Genomic DNA, 13,763 nt, shown 5'->3' with positions numbered 1-13,763 from the left:
CTCAGGCGTCCTTCTGCTTGGTGCCGAAGATCTTGTCGCCGGCATCGCCCAGGCCTGGGATGATGTAGCCGTGCTCGTTGAGTTTCTGATCGATGGATGCGGTGTAGATGGTCACGTCCGGGTGAGCTTTCTCGACGGCTTCGATGCCCTCGGGAGCGGCGACCAGCACCATGGCGCGGATGTCCTTGCAGCCAGCCTTTTTCAACAGGTCGATGGTCGCGACCATGGAGCTGCCGGTGGCGAGCATCGGGTCGATGATCATGGCCAGGCGTTCGTCGATTTCCGGAACCAGTTTTTCCAGGTAGGTGTGCGCCTGCAGGGTTTCTTCGTTGCGGGCCACGCCCACGGCGCTGACCTTGGCGCCCGGGATCAGGCTGAGCACGCCTTCGAGCATGCCGATACCGGCGCGCAGGATCGGCACCACGGTAATCTTCTTGCCGGCGATCTTCTCGACCTGGACGGGGCCGCACCAGCCCGGAATCTCATAGGATTCGAGCGGCAGGTCTTTGGTGGCTTCGTACGTCAGCAGGGCACCGACTTCCTGAGCGAGCTCGCGAAAGTTCTTCGTGCTAATGTCGGCGCGGCGCATAAGGCCAAGTTTGTGTCGGATCAGCGGATGGCGGATCTCACGGATGGGCATAGGGAAAGGCTCCGGCGGCGGGCAAAAAAACCGGCCTAGATTAATCTATCCGAGGGTGTTGTCCTATAGACATCTAAGTACGTTAGTCCAGAAACGCTTGATCTGACCGGGCCGGATGCGTACCTTTGCTCGCTTTTCCGAAACTGCCACCCCCCTGGAGAGCGCCATGTCCGCTGATCTCGAGCATATCCGTCAAATCATGCGCGAGGCTGACTGCCTGTACACCGAAGCTGAGGTCGAGGCGGCCATCGCCCGAGTCGGTGCACAAATCAATGAACAACTGGCGGAACGCAATCCGGTGGTTTTCTGCGTGATGAACGGTGGCCTGATCTTCTCCGGCAAGCTGCTGACCCACCTCAAATTTCCGCTGGAAGCTTCCTACCTGCACGCTACCCGCTATCGCAACGAAACCAGCGGCGGCGAGCTGTTCTGGAAATCCAAGCCGGAAGTGTCCTTCATCGACCGTGACGTGCTGATCATCGACGACATCCTCGACGAGGGTCATACCCTGGGCGCGATCATCGACTTCTGCAAACACGCCGGTGCCCGCGCGGTGCACACCGCCGTGCTGATCGACAAGGACCACGACCGCAAGGCCCGTCCCGACCTGAAAGCCGACTACGTCGGCCTGCCCTGCGTGGACCGCTACATCTTCGGTTATGGCATGGACTACAAGGGTTACTGGCGCAACGCTGCCGGCATTTTTGCCGTCAAGGGCATGTAAGCCATGAGCGGGCCGAGCTATCTGGATCAGTCGCTGTTTGCCGAACTGACCGAAAAAGCCTCGGCCAGCCCCCGTGGTCGCCATCACCACAATTTCCATCAGATGCCAGAGCCTTGTCACCGCATGGCGGTGGGGCTGCAGCCATCCACCTATATCCCGCCCCATCGCCACCTGAGTGACGACAAGGCCGAGACTCTGCTGGTGCTCAAGGGGCGCCTGGGCCTGCTGATTTTCGACGACGCCGGTCAGGTACTGGAAAAACGTGTGCTGCAGGCGGGTGGCGATTGCATGGGCGTCGACCTGCCGGTCGGCGTCTTCCATGGCCTGGTGGTGCTTGAGCCCGATAGCCTGATGTTCGAATGCAAGGCCGGGCCTTATCGCCCGGTCGGCGAAGGTGAACTGGCCGCTTGGGCGCCCCGCGAGGGGGAGTCGGGTGTGGCTGAATACCAGGCCTGGATGCGCGCCCAGTTCGACTGAGCGCCATCCTCGCGCTTGAGCTGTAGCCGCGCCTGCAAAAATCTGCTCTGACCCATGCTAGAGTGCCAGGCCTTGTGTCCGGAGCCTGTCATGAGCCTTTTGATTCGCAGTTGCGCGGCCTTTGTTCTGATCCTGAGCCTGCCCCTGGCCGCCGCCCCGGCGCCCATGCATGCGCAGTTCCTGCCTCCCGATGATCTGACCCTGCGTGACGCCGCCCCCGAGCAGCAACAGTTGTTGCAGGTCACCGAATACTCGGTGGTCATCGGCAGCCAGCGCCAATCCAACCAGCAACCGATCCCGGTCACTTCGCCGCTGCTGGTCCGGCTCAAGGGCAAGCCGTTGAACAAGGGCGCGACCATCAGCCAGGTGCTGGTGAATTTCGACGGCGAGAGCAAAAGCCTGAAAAAGCCCCAGTTCGACGCCAAGAGCAAGACCCTCACCCTGTTCTATCCATTGGCCCAGTATCGGGTGGTGATGGACCTGTTGCGCAACGACACGGTGTATTGCCAGTTCCTCAGCTACGCCAACGGCCACATCTGGGCCGATCTGCACACCGGCGCCGTACGCTCGCGTTGAGGCCCGACGCAGCCTGGGGGTAAACTGCCTGCCCCGTGAAATGTCTGCGAGCTGGAGTCGGCAATGCGTAAAGATAAGAAACAAGTGATTGGTGACGAGATCGGCGATGCGCAGATCAAACTGTTCCTCGATTTCGAGCCGGCCGACGCCACTTCGCCGTCCCTGCACAAGCTGATCAAGGCCTATCGTGGCCTGCGTATCGACGATTTCGAGCGTTTCCTGGTGTTCTTCGTCGAGGCCGGCTACGACCTGGACGGCAAGGACGAACACGGCAAGGACTTCGTGGCCCTGATCCAGGACCAGCGCAATGCCGCCGACTACATCGAACTGATCGAAAAAGCCCGCGGCTGAAAATGCGCCGCGCCGGCTGTGGTTGTCTTTAAGCAGCCATAAAAAAACGCCCCGTTCTCCAAGAGAGCGGGGCGTTTTTCATGAGCGCGGCTTAAGCGTAGCTTTCGGCTTCGCTGCTCTGTTCGACCAACTCCAGGCTGACGTTGTTCTCGCTGTTGATCTTGCGGTACAGCGCGGCGTCGGTTTCCAGGGCCTTTTCACGGGCCGGGAAGATTTCCTTGAGCTTGCTGGCCCACTCGCCGCTGGCCTTGGCCGGGAAGCAGCGCTCGATCAGTTCCAGCATGATCGAGACGGTCACCGAAGCGCCTGGCGAAGCGCCGAGCAGGGCGGCGAGGGAGCCGTCCTTGGCCGCGACCAGCTCGGTACCAAACTGCAGCACGCCGCCTTTCTTCGGATCCTTCTTGATGATCTGCACCCGCTGGCCGGCCACTTCCAGGCGCCAGTCTTCGGCCTTGGCCTCCGGGTAGAAGCGGCGGAGGGATTCCAGACGCTGCTCCATGGACTGCATCACTTCGCTGACCAGGTACTTGGTCAGGTCCATGTTGTTCTTGGCCACGGCCAGCATAGGGCCGATATTGCCGGCGCGAACCGACATCGGCAGGTCCATGAACGAACCGTGCTTGAGGAACTTGGTGGTGAAGCCGGCGTAAGGTCCGAACAGCAGGGACTTCTTGCCATCGACCACGCGGGTGTCCAGGTGCGGCACGGACATCGGTGGCGAACCGACCGCGGCCTGGCTGTAGACCTTGGCCTGGTGATGCTTGACCACTTCCGGATTGTCGCAGCGCAGCCACTGGCCGCTGATCGGGAAGCCGCCGAAGCCTTTGCTTTCCTCGATGCCCGAAGCCTGTAGCAGCGGCAGGGCCGCGCCACCAGCGCCGAGGAACACGAACTTGGCGTCGACTTCACGGGTGTTGCCGCTGTTGACGTCCTTGATGCTGACGGTCCAGCCGTTGTCCTTGTTGCGTTTCAGGCCGGTCACGCGCTTGCAGTACTTGACCTGGGCATCGGGTGCGCTGGTCAAGTGCTTGAGCAACTGGTTGGTCAGGGCGCCGAAGTTGACGTCGGTGCCGTTGATCACACGGGTGGCGGCGAGGACTTCGTCAGCCGCGCGCCCCGGCATCATCAGCGGCATCCACTCGGCCATCTTGGCCTTGTCTTCGGTGTATTCCATGTCCGCGAAAGCGTGGTGCTTGCTCAGCACTTCAAAGCGCTTCTTCAGGAAGGACACACCGCTGTCGCCCTGGACGAAGCTCAGGTGCGGCACCGGGCTGATAAAGGACTTGGACGAGCCGAAGGTGCCTTTCTTGGTCAGGTAGGACCAGAACTGCTTCGACACCTCGAACTGGGTGTTGATGTGCACGGCTTTCTTGATATCGACGGAACCGTCGGCGGCCTGTGGCGTGTAGTTCAGCTCACAGAGGCCGGCGTGGCCGGTACCGGCGTTGTTCCACGGGTTGGAACTTTCCGCGGCACCCGAATCCATCAGCTCGACGACTTCCAGCTTGATCGCGGGGTCGAGCTCCTTGAGCAGTACAGCGAGGGTGGCACTCATGATGCCGGCCCCAACCAATACGACGTCTACTGCTTCGTTATGCGCCATTAACGCGTCTCCAAAATCTGCAGCACCAAATTGACGGCATAGCTGCCAGGAGTAAGGGGCGGTTCACGTTATGCCCCGGGTCACTCATGGCCAGGATCGCCATGTCCGAATCTTCGCAATTTTTCGCAACTTCGACGGACGCTACCAACCGGGCCTGATCCGCGTATGAACGCATTTCAGGGCAGGGCCGGCAATTCGACTTATGGTCAAGAGTCCGTTTGTGCAACCAAATCCGTAGCGGACAGGCTTCAAGCGCAAGTATCTGAGGCGTGCTCGGTCCTGTGTAATCGGGCTGTTGTAGACGCTAATGGTGCCAGTACAGACGCAAAACTATTCATTTGCTCGCCACACTCTTGTGAAGTTGTGAAAACCCGTTTTTTCACGCTCTTTTGAAGACGTGAACCTCAAAAAAGGGCTGTCCAAGCCTGGCACCGGCCCGAGGGGTGAATGCCGACATGGAGCACGTGGCATTAACGGGCGAACAGCTTAGTGGCCGAGCAATGGCAGCTCTGCAGATGCGCGAAAAGCGGTGGTTTGCAAGATGAACAGCAAGCACGCCGGCTTCACTCGATCTGTGTGGGCGGCTCTCTGTGGGCAATGCGGGGGAGCTGAAGCTGATGCATCAGCGATGCTGCGAGGCCCGATCAGGAGACGTCCTTATAATCGGGGGGAGATTGTAACGAAGAAACGCGCGGAAATGATCCTGTTTAATGACTTTTATTAGTCTTTTGGTCAGGTAGCCATCATCGGTTGCACCCGGGCGCGGGCAATGCGTGGGCTGACGCGGGCGCTGGCGGGTAGCGGCTGGTGCAACCAGTTGAGACGGATTTCCTCGATTTCCACCCAGCCGTCGCCCATTGGCGGCACTTTGCAGTGCTTGAAAGCCTGGCAGCGGCCCTGCGGGTCGAGCTTGGCGAAGCTGCGGTATTTCTGGCGCGGAGCGAACAAGGACCAGAGGAAATGCATGGCGATGTACCTGTTGGGCAGTTGCGATGAAGAATGCCGCCCGGGCGTTACATGGCCATGTAACGTCCGTGACGGGGAGGTTACAGCAAGCGCCTTGTGCCGAACCTGTATGAGAGCTGACTGACTCGCGCCGGGCCGCTGGTTAGCGGCCGCTGACCCCCGCTATACTGCGCGTCTGTCTGTGCCTGATTCCTGGAGAAATGAGCATGTTGCAACGCCTGTTGTTCGGTTTGATCACTGTGACCAGTTTGACGCTGGCTGGCTGCGCCCATAGCCCGCAACAACTCAGTCCGGAACCGAAGCTCACCACTCAGCTTGCGCCGGTCGGCCATGGTCAGCCGGTGGTCGTGAAAGTGGTCGATGGCCGTCCGTCGCCAACCCTGGGTACCCGCGGCGGGCTGTACCCTGAAACCAGTGCGATTACCGTCCAGGGCGCGCAGATCCTGCCGAAGCTGCAGGCCCAGGCCGAAGCTGCGGTACGTTTGCTTGGCTTTACCCCGACCGCCAACGCGCTGAACGCTCCGCAACTGACCGTGACCCTGGCCGAGCTGAAGTATCAGTCGCCCAAGGAAGGCCTGTACGTGACCGAGGCCACCATCGGCGCGACCTTCCGTTCCGATGTGCAGAACGCCAACCGCCGCTACAGCGGTCGCTACGGTGCGTCCCTGGACCAGCGTTTCGGCATGGCGCCGAACCAGGAAACCAATACCAAGCTGGTCAGCGACGTACTCAGCGACGCCTTGACCCGGCTGTTCAAGGACCCGAGCATCGGCCAGATTCTCGGCGAATAATGTGAGCCTTGTGTAGCCGCTGCCGCAGGCTCGGGCCGCGTTCGGACGATAAGGCCCGAAGGGCCTTGCTTGACGCCTTGAGCTCCCTACACAAAAAAGCCCGGTTTCCATTGGAAACCGGGCTTTTTTATTTCCTGTTGATTCCTGTCAGGCCAGAAGTCACGCCGCCTCGACGTAAAAATCCAGCACGCTGACGCCTGTCAGCAGGTCGGTTTCCGGCAGGTCGGCATGCTGGTGCCCGCCGAGGGCGCAATACACCAGCCAGTGGCGGTCCTGGACGTTGAAGGCCAGGGCGCCGACCAAGGCTTCCTGTTCGTCGCTGGGGGCGATCAGGTAGAGGCGGTCCTGGTTTTCTGCGTGCAGCATGACAAGCTCCGTGTCGGTTTCGAGGGGCGCCAGACTGGCCTGTTTGTATGACGAACGTATGACAGGGCGAATTAACCGGCAGGCGGCTTGTTATCTGTCGGAAAGCCCAGGCAGAAAGTGGGCCTTTGGGTAAAATCCGCGCCGCGAGTCGCCAGGGCTCGTTATCCGGTTTCATTCGAGGTTCGTGATGTCGCTGCAACTGATCTGGTCGCTGTTCAGCGCCCACCCCGCCAAGCTGATCAATATTCTTGCCTTGCTGTTCGCCTTTCCCGGTAGCTGGTTGTTGCACGCCACCCGACGTCGTGAGCAGCGTGCGCTGGCGAATCTGGCCGCCCAGGGCCAATCCCGCTCCCAGGATCTGCCGGCCCAAGTGCTGGACGATGCGACCTTGCGCATGAACCGGTTCTTCTACCGCTTCGGTTTTGCCTGCCTGGGGCTGGCGTTGCTGGTGTCCTGGATCAGTACGCGGTTCTGAAAGCCGAGGCCGCTCTCGCGAGCAAGCTGGCGATCGGCATCGTTTCCCGGCACACATTGCACAAACGACAACGGCGCCTTCTGGCGCCGTTGTCGTGTGCGATGAGCGTTATGGCAATGCCAGTCCCGCCTTGACCCGATACTGATTGCGCACCGGCGTCGCATATTGCAGCACCAGGTACGGGCGATGTTCCTCCGGGCAGGCGTCCAGGCGCCGTTGCCACTCTTCCTGGGCCTTGGCCAGTTCGTCCGCCGGGAACACCTGGGCCGCGCTCGGTACCTGCAGCGCCGGGTCGGCATCGCTCCACTGGGCGTAGGCCAGGTAATGCACCGGGAACAGGCGATAACCGCCGAGGATCTGCCGGTCCATCTCCACCGCCAATTGCTTGGTGTCCTCGAACAGCTCGCTGATCGGCGCGGCGAAGTTCACGTGGACCCGGCCCTTATAGCCGGTGATGCCCTTGGCGATGCTGATGTCGTCCTCGCCCGGGGCCTTGGTGTAGCTGCCGGTGGTGGCGCGGATATACAGCTCGCGGGCCTTGGCCTGATCGCAAGGGTCGTATTCGTAGCTGATCGACACCGGGGTCAGGTTCAGCGACTGGATGACCTCGCCGAACGGCTCGTCCTTGCGGCTCATATGGAACATCTTGAGGATCGCCGACTCGGTACGGTCGTCGCCGTCCTTGGCCCGGCCTTCGGCCTGGGCGATCCAGATCGACGCGCAATCGTTGCGGATCGAGTGGTTGATGTAGGCCGACAGCAGTTGGTAGGCGGCCATCTTTTCCCGGCGTCCGCTGATAGAACGGTGCACGATGAAGCTCTTGTTCAGACGCATCAGGTCGCTGACGAAGGGCTTTTGCAGCAGGTTGTCGCCGATGGCGATGCGCGGGGTCGGCAGCCCGGCGTGGTACACCGCGTAATTGACGAAGGCCGGGTCCATCACGATGTCGCGGTGGTTGGCGATAAACAGGTAGGCGCTGCCGGACTTGAATTGCTCGACCCCGGTGTAGGTCACGCCGTCGGTGGCCCGCTCGATGGTGCGGTCGACGTAGAACTCGACCTTGTCCTGCAGGGTCGCCACCGAAGTGACCGCGGCGAACTCACGGCGCAGCCGATGAGCTATAAGGGGTTTGAGCAGCCAGCCGAAAGCACCGGCAAAGCGCGGGAAGCTGAAGTGGGTGAGGATATCTAGAAACGCCTTGTCGCCGAGCAGTCGAGCCAGCACCGCTGGTACTTCAGTGTCGTCGTAAGGTCGGATGGCATCGAATTCGCCCATCATGCTCTCTTGTTGGAAACGGCTAGGTAAGAAAAGGTTTGGATCGAAAAATAGCCGGGCGCGGTCTGAAAAGTAAGCTCAGATCTCAATAGCCCTGCAAATAGACCGGCGATTATACGCACAAGTCACTCCGGAGGCCGCGATGCTGGAAACCGAGCGCTATCAATGTCCCTACTGTGGTGAAGAGGCCGAGGCTGTACTGGACCTGTCCGGGGGCGATCAGCAGTACATCGAGGATTGTCCGGTCTGTTGTCGGCCCATTGTGTTCACCCTGCAGACCGACGGGCAGGAATGGATGCTCGACGTGCGCAGCGAAAACGAGTGACGGGGGGCTTTATGCAGCGAATCTACGAACCGGAAAACCTGCTGGAGGCAGAGTTGCTCCAGGGCATGCTGGCCAGCGAGGGGGTCGAGGCGCATCTGGTGGGGCGGGATTTGCTTGGCGGTACCGGTGAGTTGCCCATGTTCGGCCTCCTTGGGCTGGCGGTGGATAACGATCAGGCGCAATACGCTCGGGAGCTGATCGCCGCGTACAATGCCGCGCTGCCGATGCCCGGCGACGAGCCGGCCAATCATGCCGGTGTGCTGATCTGTTAGGCTGGCCGCCGATTTTCCGAGAGTTGTTTGCCCCATGTGTGGACGTTATGCCCTGTTTCGCTGGAACCAAGCGTTTGCCGCCTTGCCCGGATTTCCGGCGGACCAGCAGGCGCAGTGGAACATTTCACCCAACGATTCGGTGCTGATCCTGCGCAGCAGCGACGGCCAGCGCAACCTTGCCCGCGCCCGCTGGGGTCTGACGCCGCCCTGGCTGACCGATCTGTCGCGCACCCCGGCCCATGCCCGTGCCGAAACTCTGGCCGAACAGCCGATGTTCCGCGAAGCCTTTCGCCAGCGCCGCTGCCTGCTGCCGGCCAACGGTTTTTACGAATGGCGCGGCGGCACCCGCAAACGCCCGTACTGGCTGACGCCGGGGGAGGGTTCGTCGCTGTTCTTCGCAGCGATCTGGGAAGCCTATCCAGTGCAGGAACAGGTCTGGCTGAGCACCGCGGTGGTCACCCAGCCGGCGGCCAGCCAGCGTCGGCCATTGATTCTCGATGCCCAGGGCCAGGAAGCCTGGCTCGACCCCGATACACCGTTGCCGATGCTGCAAGCCTTGCTGGCCAGCCCACCAGCCGCCTTGCGCGAGCGGGTGCTGGCCAACCTGGTGAACGATCCGAAGCTCAACGCCCCGGAATGCCTGACCCCGGGTTGACGCCGTCCCTGAATCGCGTGGCCTGATTCGGCGAGCGCTTCGCACGGAGTGCCGCCCAACTCGATCGCTGCCGAAGGCTGCGCAAGGTCCGCAGGACCTTTTTTACACCTTGAACTGATTGATCAGGCGCCGCTGCTGCTCGGCCAGCTTGGTCAGGCCGGCGCTGGCCGCGCTGGATTCGTCGGCGCCGCCCGCCACTTCGTTGGCCACCTGGCCGATATTGATCACGTTGCGGTTGATGTCCTCGGCGACCGCGCTCTGCTCTTCGGCGGCGCTGGCGATCTGGGTGTTCATGTCGTTGATCACCGACACCGCCTGAGTGATGGTTTCCAGGGCCTCGGCTGCTTTTGCCGCGTGCTGCACGCTTTCGTCGGTGCGGTTCTGGCTGTCCTCCATGACCCGCACCACATCGCGGGTGCCTTGCTGCAGTTGCTGGATCATCGACTGGATTTCTTCGGTCGCCTGCTGGGTCTTCTGCGCCAGGTTGCGTACTTCGTCGGCCACCACGGCAAAGCCGCGGCCCTGTTCGCCGGCGCGGGCGGCTTCGATGGCGGCGTTGAGGGCCAGCAGGTTGGTCTGTTCGGCGATGCCGCGAATGGCGATCAGGATTGCGTTGATGTTTTCGCTGTCCTTGGCCAGGGTCTGCACGACGCCCACAGCCCGGCCGATTTCCACGGCCAGGGCGCCGATGGCGGTCGAGGTGTCGCGCACGATCCGCATGCCCTGGCTGGCGGCCTGGTCGGCATGGTTGGCGGCTTGCGCGGCCTGGGTCGCGTTGCGGGCCACGTCCTGGGCGGTGGCGGTCATTTCATGCACGGCGGTGGCCACCTGGTCGATCTCGGCCATCTGCTTGTGCACGCCCTGGTTGGTGCGAATGGCGATATCGGCAGTGTGTTCGGAGGAGTCGCTGACACTCTGCACCGAGGTCACCACCTGGCTGATCATTGCCTGCAGCTTGGCCAGGAAGGTATTGAAGCCCTTGGCGATCGAGCCCAGTTCGTCGGCGCGGTCGCTGCTCAGGCGGCGGGTCAGGTCGCCTTCGCCCTGGGCGATATCGTCGAGCATGGCCACCATTTGCTTGAGCGGACGGGCGATGCCGTGGCCCACCAGCCAGATCACCAGCAGGCCGAGGCCGGCGATGATCAGGCCGACCATGGCCATGCCGAAGGTGTCGGCCTTGCGTTGTTCGGCCAGGTCGCTCTGCAGTTTCTGCAGGTCGGCCATGACAGCGTCCAGCGGCAGTTGCAGCATCAGGGTCCAGCGGGCGTCGGCCTGGCCAATGCCGAACGGCAGGTACAGCTCGATCCGTCCGTTGGCCTGATCGACGTTGTAGTTCACTTCGCCGCGCTTGAGGTTGCCCAGCTTGGCGACTTCCTCGCTGTCGAGAATGTCGCTGACCTTTTCGCCGAACTTGCTCGGGTCCTTGGTGTAGGCCACCAGCCGGCCATTGCCACCGATCAGGGCCATTTCGCCCACGCCGTTATAGAGTTTCCGGTTGGCGCCCAGGAGCATGTCCTGGATGAAGTTCACCGACAGGTCGGCGCCGACGATGCCCTGGAAGGCCCCGTCGAGCAGGATGGGCTCAATAAAGGAGGCGAGCATGACGATCTTGTCGCCGACCTTGTACGGCGCCGGGTCGATCACGCAGGATTTCTTGCTTTCCTTGGAGCACAGGTAGTACTCGCTGGCACGCACGCCAGTGGACAGGACTTTCTGGTCGTCCACGTCCACCAGTTTGTCCAGGCCCAGGCTGCCGTCTTCGTTGCGGAACCACCACGGCAGGAAGCGTCCGTTGCTGGCATCGATACCCACCACCTTGGTGTCGACATAGGCGCTGTCGTTATGGTCGATGGCGTTCTTTTCCCAGCCTATATAGGCACCGAGAATCTTCGGGTTCTGCGCGACGTTTTCCTTGATCAGGTTGATCAACTGCTCGCGGCTGAGATTGAGCTGTGGATTGCCGTCCGCGCCCTTGCTGCCGATCAGCGCGTTGATCCGCACCAGCCCGCCGGCGATCAGCAGGGGCGCCTCGAGTTCACGCTGGATCTGGCTGACCTGGGTCTGCGCCAGTCCGACCAGTCGCTGCTCGATGACTTGCTCGAATTGAGCCTGGGTTTGCTGCTGCACCATCTCCTGGGTCCGAGCGCCGGCGAACAGGGCGTACAGCACCAGGGCGACGACCACGCTGAGGACGATGGCACCGGCCAGGGCGGCCACGGAAAACTGGATCGACTTGAATTTCATAAGGGCTCCGGACGCAGGAATGACGTCTGCCCCGTTGTATCGGCAAGGCCCTCGCCGACCATGAGCGAGGATTGGAAAAATGGCTGTTTTGTAGGCTGGCATGTCGCAAATGGACAGCTGCCGGCCGTTGCCAGCGCGGAGGGGAAGGTTCTGTGAATTTTTTCCTACGGCGCCGTATCTGAAAACAGTGTGCTACACGTCCGTTGTATCTGGCGTCGATACACAACTGGGCCTAGGATACGCGCCATGTTTTCAGGGAGCGTTTTCATGAGTAAGAAGCAGGTTTTGGGTGCACTCACCGCTGCGTTGCTGCTGTCGGGTTGCCAGTCGGTCAACACCACCAGCGGTGGCGCTGTTGGGGTCGATCGCAAGCAGTACATGTTCAGCATGCTGTCGACCGATGAAGTCAACCAGTCCTACGCGCAGTCCTATCAACAGACGATCGGCGAGGCGAGCAGCAAGAACGTGCTGGACAAGTCCAGTGCCAATGCCAGGCGCCTCCAGGCGATCGCTAACCGGCTGATTGCCCAGGCCCCGGTGTTCCGCCCGGATTCCGCGCAGTGGAATTGGGAAGTCAACCTGATCAAGAGCGATGAGCTCAACGCCAACTGCGGTCCTGGCGGCAAGATCATTTTCTACACTGGGATCATCGACAAGTTGCAACTGACCGACGATGAAATCGCCGCGGTCATGGGGCATGAAATCGCTCACGCCTTGCGCGAGCACGGCCGTGAAGCGATGTCCAAGGCCTACGGTGTCAGCGCACTGAAGCAGATTGCGCTGATCGCCGGCGCGCCGCAGGAAGCGGTCGCCGTGGGCGACAACGGGGTCAACCTGCTGATGACCCTGCCCAACAGTCGCGGCAATGAAAACGAAGCCGACCTGATCGGCCTGGAACTGGCGGCCCGCGCCGGCTACAACCCGAACGCGGCCATCACCCTGTGGAACAAGATGAGCAAGGCCTCGGAAGGCGCGCCACCTGAATTCCTCAGTACTCACCCGGCGTCCGGCAGTCGTATTTCCTCGTTGGAAGCGGCGATTCCGAAGGTGATGCCGTTGTACCAGCAGGCCAAGAGGCCCTGATCGTCTGGCGTCGTTGTTGACGACAGGGTCGTGAACAAGCCGGCCCCCTGCAAAAAAAGCCCCGACTGGTTCGGGGCTTTTTTGTGCTCGCAGGTTTGCCTGGAGGCGTGCCTGCTGATGGTGCGCTTACAACCAGCCGCTGCTCTGCATGGCCTTGTACACCGCGACAATGGCCAGGATGAAGAACGCCGAGGCCGCGAGGCGACGGATCAGGGTCAGGGGCAGTTTCTCCGCCGCGAAGTTGCCGGCCAGTACCACCGGGACGTTGGCGATCAGCATGCCGGCGGTGGTGCCGATGATCACCAGCCACAGTTCCGGGTATTGCGCCGCGAGCATGACGGTGGCGATCTGGGTCTTGTCGCCGATTTCAGCGAGGAAGAACGCGATCAGCGTGGTCAGGAAGGGGCCGAACTTGCGGGCAGTGCTGGCTTCGTCGTCGTCCATCTTGTCCGGCACCAGGGTCCAGAGCGCGGTCGCGGTAAAGCTCGCGGCGAGGATCCAGTGCAAGGTCGCGTCCGAGAAGAAGCTGCCGAACCAGGCGCCTACCGCACCGGCTGCCGCATGGTTGGCCAGGGTCGCGGCGACGATGCCGGCGATGATCGGCCAGGGTTTGCGAAAGCGCGCGGCGAGAATGAGGGCAAGCAGTTGCGTCTTGTCGCCGATTTCGGCCAAGGCAACGATCGCGGTGGGAACCAGTAGAGAATCCAGCATCAGGGCATTCCTAAGGGGCGGGTCGACACGGCTATGACACGTACAGCCTTCCCGCCCCGGGTAAGGTGTGCGTGTCATAGGTCTTGTCAAACCCTGCGGTCCGTCTGTGCGGACTCTTGGGTCGCATGCGCCATGATCTGAGGATCAAGTATGTTGACGCATGCCGGGCGAGCGTGGCGCTCGCGGGAGACTACTCCCCTAGGACGGAGCGGATTCTGCCTAGGCAAAA

Annotated in this window: 17 protein-coding genes, 1 pseudogene and 1 riboswitch; of the genes and pseudogenes, 10 read left to right on the top strand and 8 right to left on the bottom strand. The window is 61.7% G+C overall.

Annotation, left to right across the window (positions count from 1 at the left end):
* Position 1: 1 nt before the first annotated feature.
* Positions 2-640, bottom strand: coding sequence for a uracil phosphoribosyltransferase (gene upp / locus AC3RCP_RS26635; protein WP_007928379.1), 639 nt, complete (start codon positions 638-640; stop codon positions 2-4).
* Between the two features lie 166 nt (positions 641-806).
* Here upp and AC3RCP_RS26630 point away from each other — a divergent pair, with 166 nt between their 5' ends.
* From AC3RCP_RS26630 to AC3RCP_RS26615, 4 genes are all read left to right on the top strand, one after another.
* Positions 807-1,364, top strand: coding sequence for a hypoxanthine-guanine phosphoribosyltransferase (locus tag AC3RCP_RS26630; protein ID WP_007928381.1), 558 nt, complete (start codon positions 807-809; stop codon positions 1,362-1,364).
* 3 nt (positions 1,365-1,367) lie between these two features.
* Positions 1,368-1,841 carry a WbuC family cupin fold metalloprotein gene (locus AC3RCP_RS26625; RefSeq protein WP_101339069.1) on the top strand — a complete coding sequence of 158 codons (474 nt, stop codon included), beginning with the start codon at positions 1,368-1,370 and terminating at the stop codon, positions 1,839-1,841.
* Positions 1,842-1,931: 90 nt separating this feature from the next.
* Positions 1,932-2,417, top strand: a complete 486-nt coding sequence (locus tag AC3RCP_RS26620) for a hypothetical protein (RefSeq protein WP_007928383.1) — start codon at positions 1,932-1,934, stop codon at positions 2,415-2,417.
* 63 nt (positions 2,418-2,480) lie between these two features.
* Positions 2,481-2,768 (top strand): PA4642 family protein, encoded by a 288-nt coding sequence (locus tag AC3RCP_RS26615; protein ID WP_007928384.1) that lies wholly within the window; start codon positions 2,481-2,483, stop codon positions 2,766-2,768.
* A gap of 91 nt (positions 2,769-2,859) precedes the next feature.
* Here the strand turns inward: AC3RCP_RS26615 and mqo are convergent, their stop codons facing one another.
* Complete coding sequence (gene mqo, locus AC3RCP_RS26610) at positions 2,860-4,371, bottom strand: malate dehydrogenase (quinone) (RefSeq protein WP_053262586.1); 1,512 nt, start codon at positions 4,369-4,371, stop codon at positions 2,860-2,862.
* A 732-nt stretch (positions 4,372-5,103) separates the two neighbouring features.
* Positions 5,104-5,337, bottom strand: coding sequence for a hypothetical protein (locus tag AC3RCP_RS26605; RefSeq protein WP_025806225.1), 234 nt, complete (start codon positions 5,335-5,337; stop codon positions 5,104-5,106).
* A 206-nt stretch (positions 5,338-5,543) separates the two neighbouring features.
* Here AC3RCP_RS26605 and AC3RCP_RS26600 point away from each other — a divergent pair, with 206 nt between their 5' ends.
* Complete coding sequence (locus AC3RCP_RS26600; RefSeq protein ID WP_009045547.1) at positions 5,544-6,128, top strand: YajG family lipoprotein; 585 nt, start codon at positions 5,544-5,546, stop codon at positions 6,126-6,128.
* Positions 6,129-6,287: 159 nt separating this feature from the next.
* On the opposite strand, the gene AC3RCP_RS26595 is transcribed toward AC3RCP_RS26600, so the two are convergent.
* Positions 6,288-6,494: a hypothetical protein gene (locus AC3RCP_RS26595; protein ID WP_007928392.1), complete on the bottom strand. Its 207-nt coding sequence runs from the start codon at positions 6,492-6,494 to the stop codon at positions 6,288-6,290.
* A gap of 187 nt (positions 6,495-6,681) precedes the next feature.
* Here AC3RCP_RS26595 and AC3RCP_RS26590 point away from each other — a divergent pair, with 187 nt between their 5' ends.
* The gene (locus tag AC3RCP_RS26590) at positions 6,682-6,969 is read left to right on the top strand and encodes a hypothetical protein (protein WP_101339068.1); all 288 of its coding nucleotides are present in this window, start codon (positions 6,682-6,684) and stop codon (positions 6,967-6,969) included.
* Positions 6,970-7,077: 108 nt separating this feature from the next.
* Here the strand turns inward: AC3RCP_RS26590 and AC3RCP_RS26585 are convergent, their stop codons facing one another.
* A complete protein-coding gene (locus AC3RCP_RS26585; RefSeq protein ID WP_178081089.1) occupies positions 7,078-8,244 on the bottom strand; it encodes a 1-acyl-sn-glycerol-3-phosphate acyltransferase in 1,167 nt (388 codons plus the stop codon).
* A gap of 142 nt (positions 8,245-8,386) precedes the next feature.
* On the opposite strand from AC3RCP_RS26585, the gene AC3RCP_RS26580 reads away from it, so the two are divergent.
* Genes AC3RCP_RS26580 through AC3RCP_RS26570 form a run of 3 tightly spaced genes read left to right on the top strand, consistent with a single transcriptional unit; the run spans position 8,387 to position 9,496 of the window.
* Complete coding sequence (locus AC3RCP_RS26580) at positions 8,387-8,569, top strand: CPXCG motif-containing cysteine-rich protein (RefSeq protein ID WP_007928395.1); 183 nt, start codon at positions 8,387-8,389, stop codon at positions 8,567-8,569.
* Between the two features lie 11 nt (positions 8,570-8,580).
* Complete coding sequence (locus AC3RCP_RS26575; RefSeq protein ID WP_007928396.1) at positions 8,581-8,841, top strand: putative signal transducing protein; 261 nt, start codon at positions 8,581-8,583, stop codon at positions 8,839-8,841.
* 34 nt (positions 8,842-8,875) lie between these two features.
* On the top strand, positions 8,876-9,496 hold the full coding sequence (locus tag AC3RCP_RS26570) for an SOS response-associated peptidase (RefSeq protein ID WP_101339066.1): 621 nt from the start codon (positions 8,876-8,878) through the stop codon (positions 9,494-9,496).
* Positions 9,497-9,598: 102 nt separating this feature from the next.
* Here the strand turns inward: AC3RCP_RS26570 and AC3RCP_RS26565 are convergent, their stop codons facing one another.
* The gene (locus AC3RCP_RS26565) at positions 9,599-10,342 is read right to left on the bottom strand and encodes a methyl-accepting chemotaxis protein (RefSeq protein ID WP_370686835.1); all 744 of its coding nucleotides are present in this window, start codon (positions 10,340-10,342) and stop codon (positions 9,599-9,601) included.
* Positions 10,343-10,453: 111 nt separating this feature from the next.
* Positions 10,454-10,651 (bottom strand): annotated as a pseudogene (locus AC3RCP_RS26560) (HAMP domain-containing protein); the annotation flags it as partial.
* A gap of 1,356 nt (positions 10,652-12,007) precedes the next feature.
* Here AC3RCP_RS26560 and AC3RCP_RS26555 point away from each other — a divergent pair.
* Complete coding sequence (locus AC3RCP_RS26555; RefSeq protein ID WP_492570722.1) at positions 12,008-12,823, top strand: M48 family metallopeptidase; 816 nt, start codon at positions 12,008-12,010, stop codon at positions 12,821-12,823.
* A 126-nt stretch (positions 12,824-12,949) separates the two neighbouring features.
* Here the strand turns inward: AC3RCP_RS26555 and AC3RCP_RS26550 are convergent, their stop codons facing one another.
* On the bottom strand, positions 12,950-13,534 hold the full coding sequence (locus AC3RCP_RS26550; protein WP_009045541.1) for a TMEM165/GDT1 family protein: 585 nt from the start codon (positions 13,532-13,534) through the stop codon (positions 12,950-12,952).
* A gap of 88 nt (positions 13,535-13,622) precedes the next feature.
* Positions 13,623-13,746: riboswitch (yybP-ykoY riboswitch) on the bottom strand.
* Between the last annotated feature and the right edge of the window lie 17 nt (positions 13,747-13,763).

It is taken from the genome of Pseudomonas sp. GW822-FHT05A08 (genome assembly GCF_058800485.1).
The sequence above is the reverse complement of the archived record's forward strand: the minus strand, read 5'-3'. Positions and strand labels throughout refer to the sequence as shown.

Bases quoted from the DNA above. Each gene is read 5' to 3' on its own strand.
- AC3RCP_RS26575 (WP_007928396.1), top strand. From the start codon at position 8,581: ATGCAGCGAATCTACGAACCGGAAAACCTGCTGGAGGCAGAGTTGCTC.
- mqo (WP_053262586.1), bottom strand. From the start codon at position 4,371: ATGGCGCATAACGAAGCAGTAGACGTCGTATTGGTTGGGGCCGGCATC.
- upp (WP_007928379.1), bottom strand. From the start codon at position 640: ATGCCCATCCGTGAGATCCGCCATCCGCTGATCCGACACAAACTTGGC.
- AC3RCP_RS26550 (WP_009045541.1), bottom strand. From the start codon at position 13,534: ATGCTGGATTCTCTACTGGTTCCCACCGCGATCGTTGCCTTGGCCGAA.
- AC3RCP_RS26625 (WP_101339069.1), top strand. From the start codon at position 1,368: ATGAGCGGGCCGAGCTATCTGGATCAGTCGCTGTTTGCCGAACTGACC.
- AC3RCP_RS26600 (WP_009045547.1), top strand. From the start codon at position 5,544: ATGTTGCAACGCCTGTTGTTCGGTTTGATCACTGTGACCAGTTTGACG.
- AC3RCP_RS26555 (WP_492570722.1), top strand. From the start codon at position 12,008: ATGAGTAAGAAGCAGGTTTTGGGTGCACTCACCGCTGCGTTGCTGCTG.
- AC3RCP_RS26595 (WP_007928392.1), bottom strand. From the start codon at position 6,494: ATGCTGCACGCAGAAAACCAGGACCGCCTCTACCTGATCGCCCCCAGC.
- AC3RCP_RS26565 (WP_370686835.1), bottom strand. From the start codon at position 10,342: ATGGCCGAGATCGACCAGGTGGCCACCGCCGTGCATGAAATGACCGCC.
- AC3RCP_RS26620 (WP_007928383.1), top strand. From the start codon at position 1,932: ATGAGCCTTTTGATTCGCAGTTGCGCGGCCTTTGTTCTGATCCTGAGC.
- AC3RCP_RS26615 (WP_007928384.1), top strand. From the start codon at position 2,481: ATGCGTAAAGATAAGAAACAAGTGATTGGTGACGAGATCGGCGATGCG.
- AC3RCP_RS26605 (WP_025806225.1), bottom strand. From the start codon at position 5,337: ATGCATTTCCTCTGGTCCTTGTTCGCTCCGCGCCAGAAATACCGCAGC.
- AC3RCP_RS26585 (WP_178081089.1), bottom strand. From the start codon at position 8,244: ATGGGCGAATTCGATGCCATCCGACCTTACGACGACACTGAAGTACCA.
- AC3RCP_RS26630 (WP_007928381.1), top strand. From the start codon at position 807: ATGTCCGCTGATCTCGAGCATATCCGTCAAATCATGCGCGAGGCTGAC.
- AC3RCP_RS26580 (WP_007928395.1), top strand. From the start codon at position 8,387: ATGCTGGAAACCGAGCGCTATCAATGTCCCTACTGTGGTGAAGAGGCC.
- AC3RCP_RS26570 (WP_101339066.1), top strand. From the start codon at position 8,876: ATGTGTGGACGTTATGCCCTGTTTCGCTGGAACCAAGCGTTTGCCGCC.
- AC3RCP_RS26590 (WP_101339068.1), top strand. From the start codon at position 6,682: ATGTCGCTGCAACTGATCTGGTCGCTGTTCAGCGCCCACCCCGCCAAG.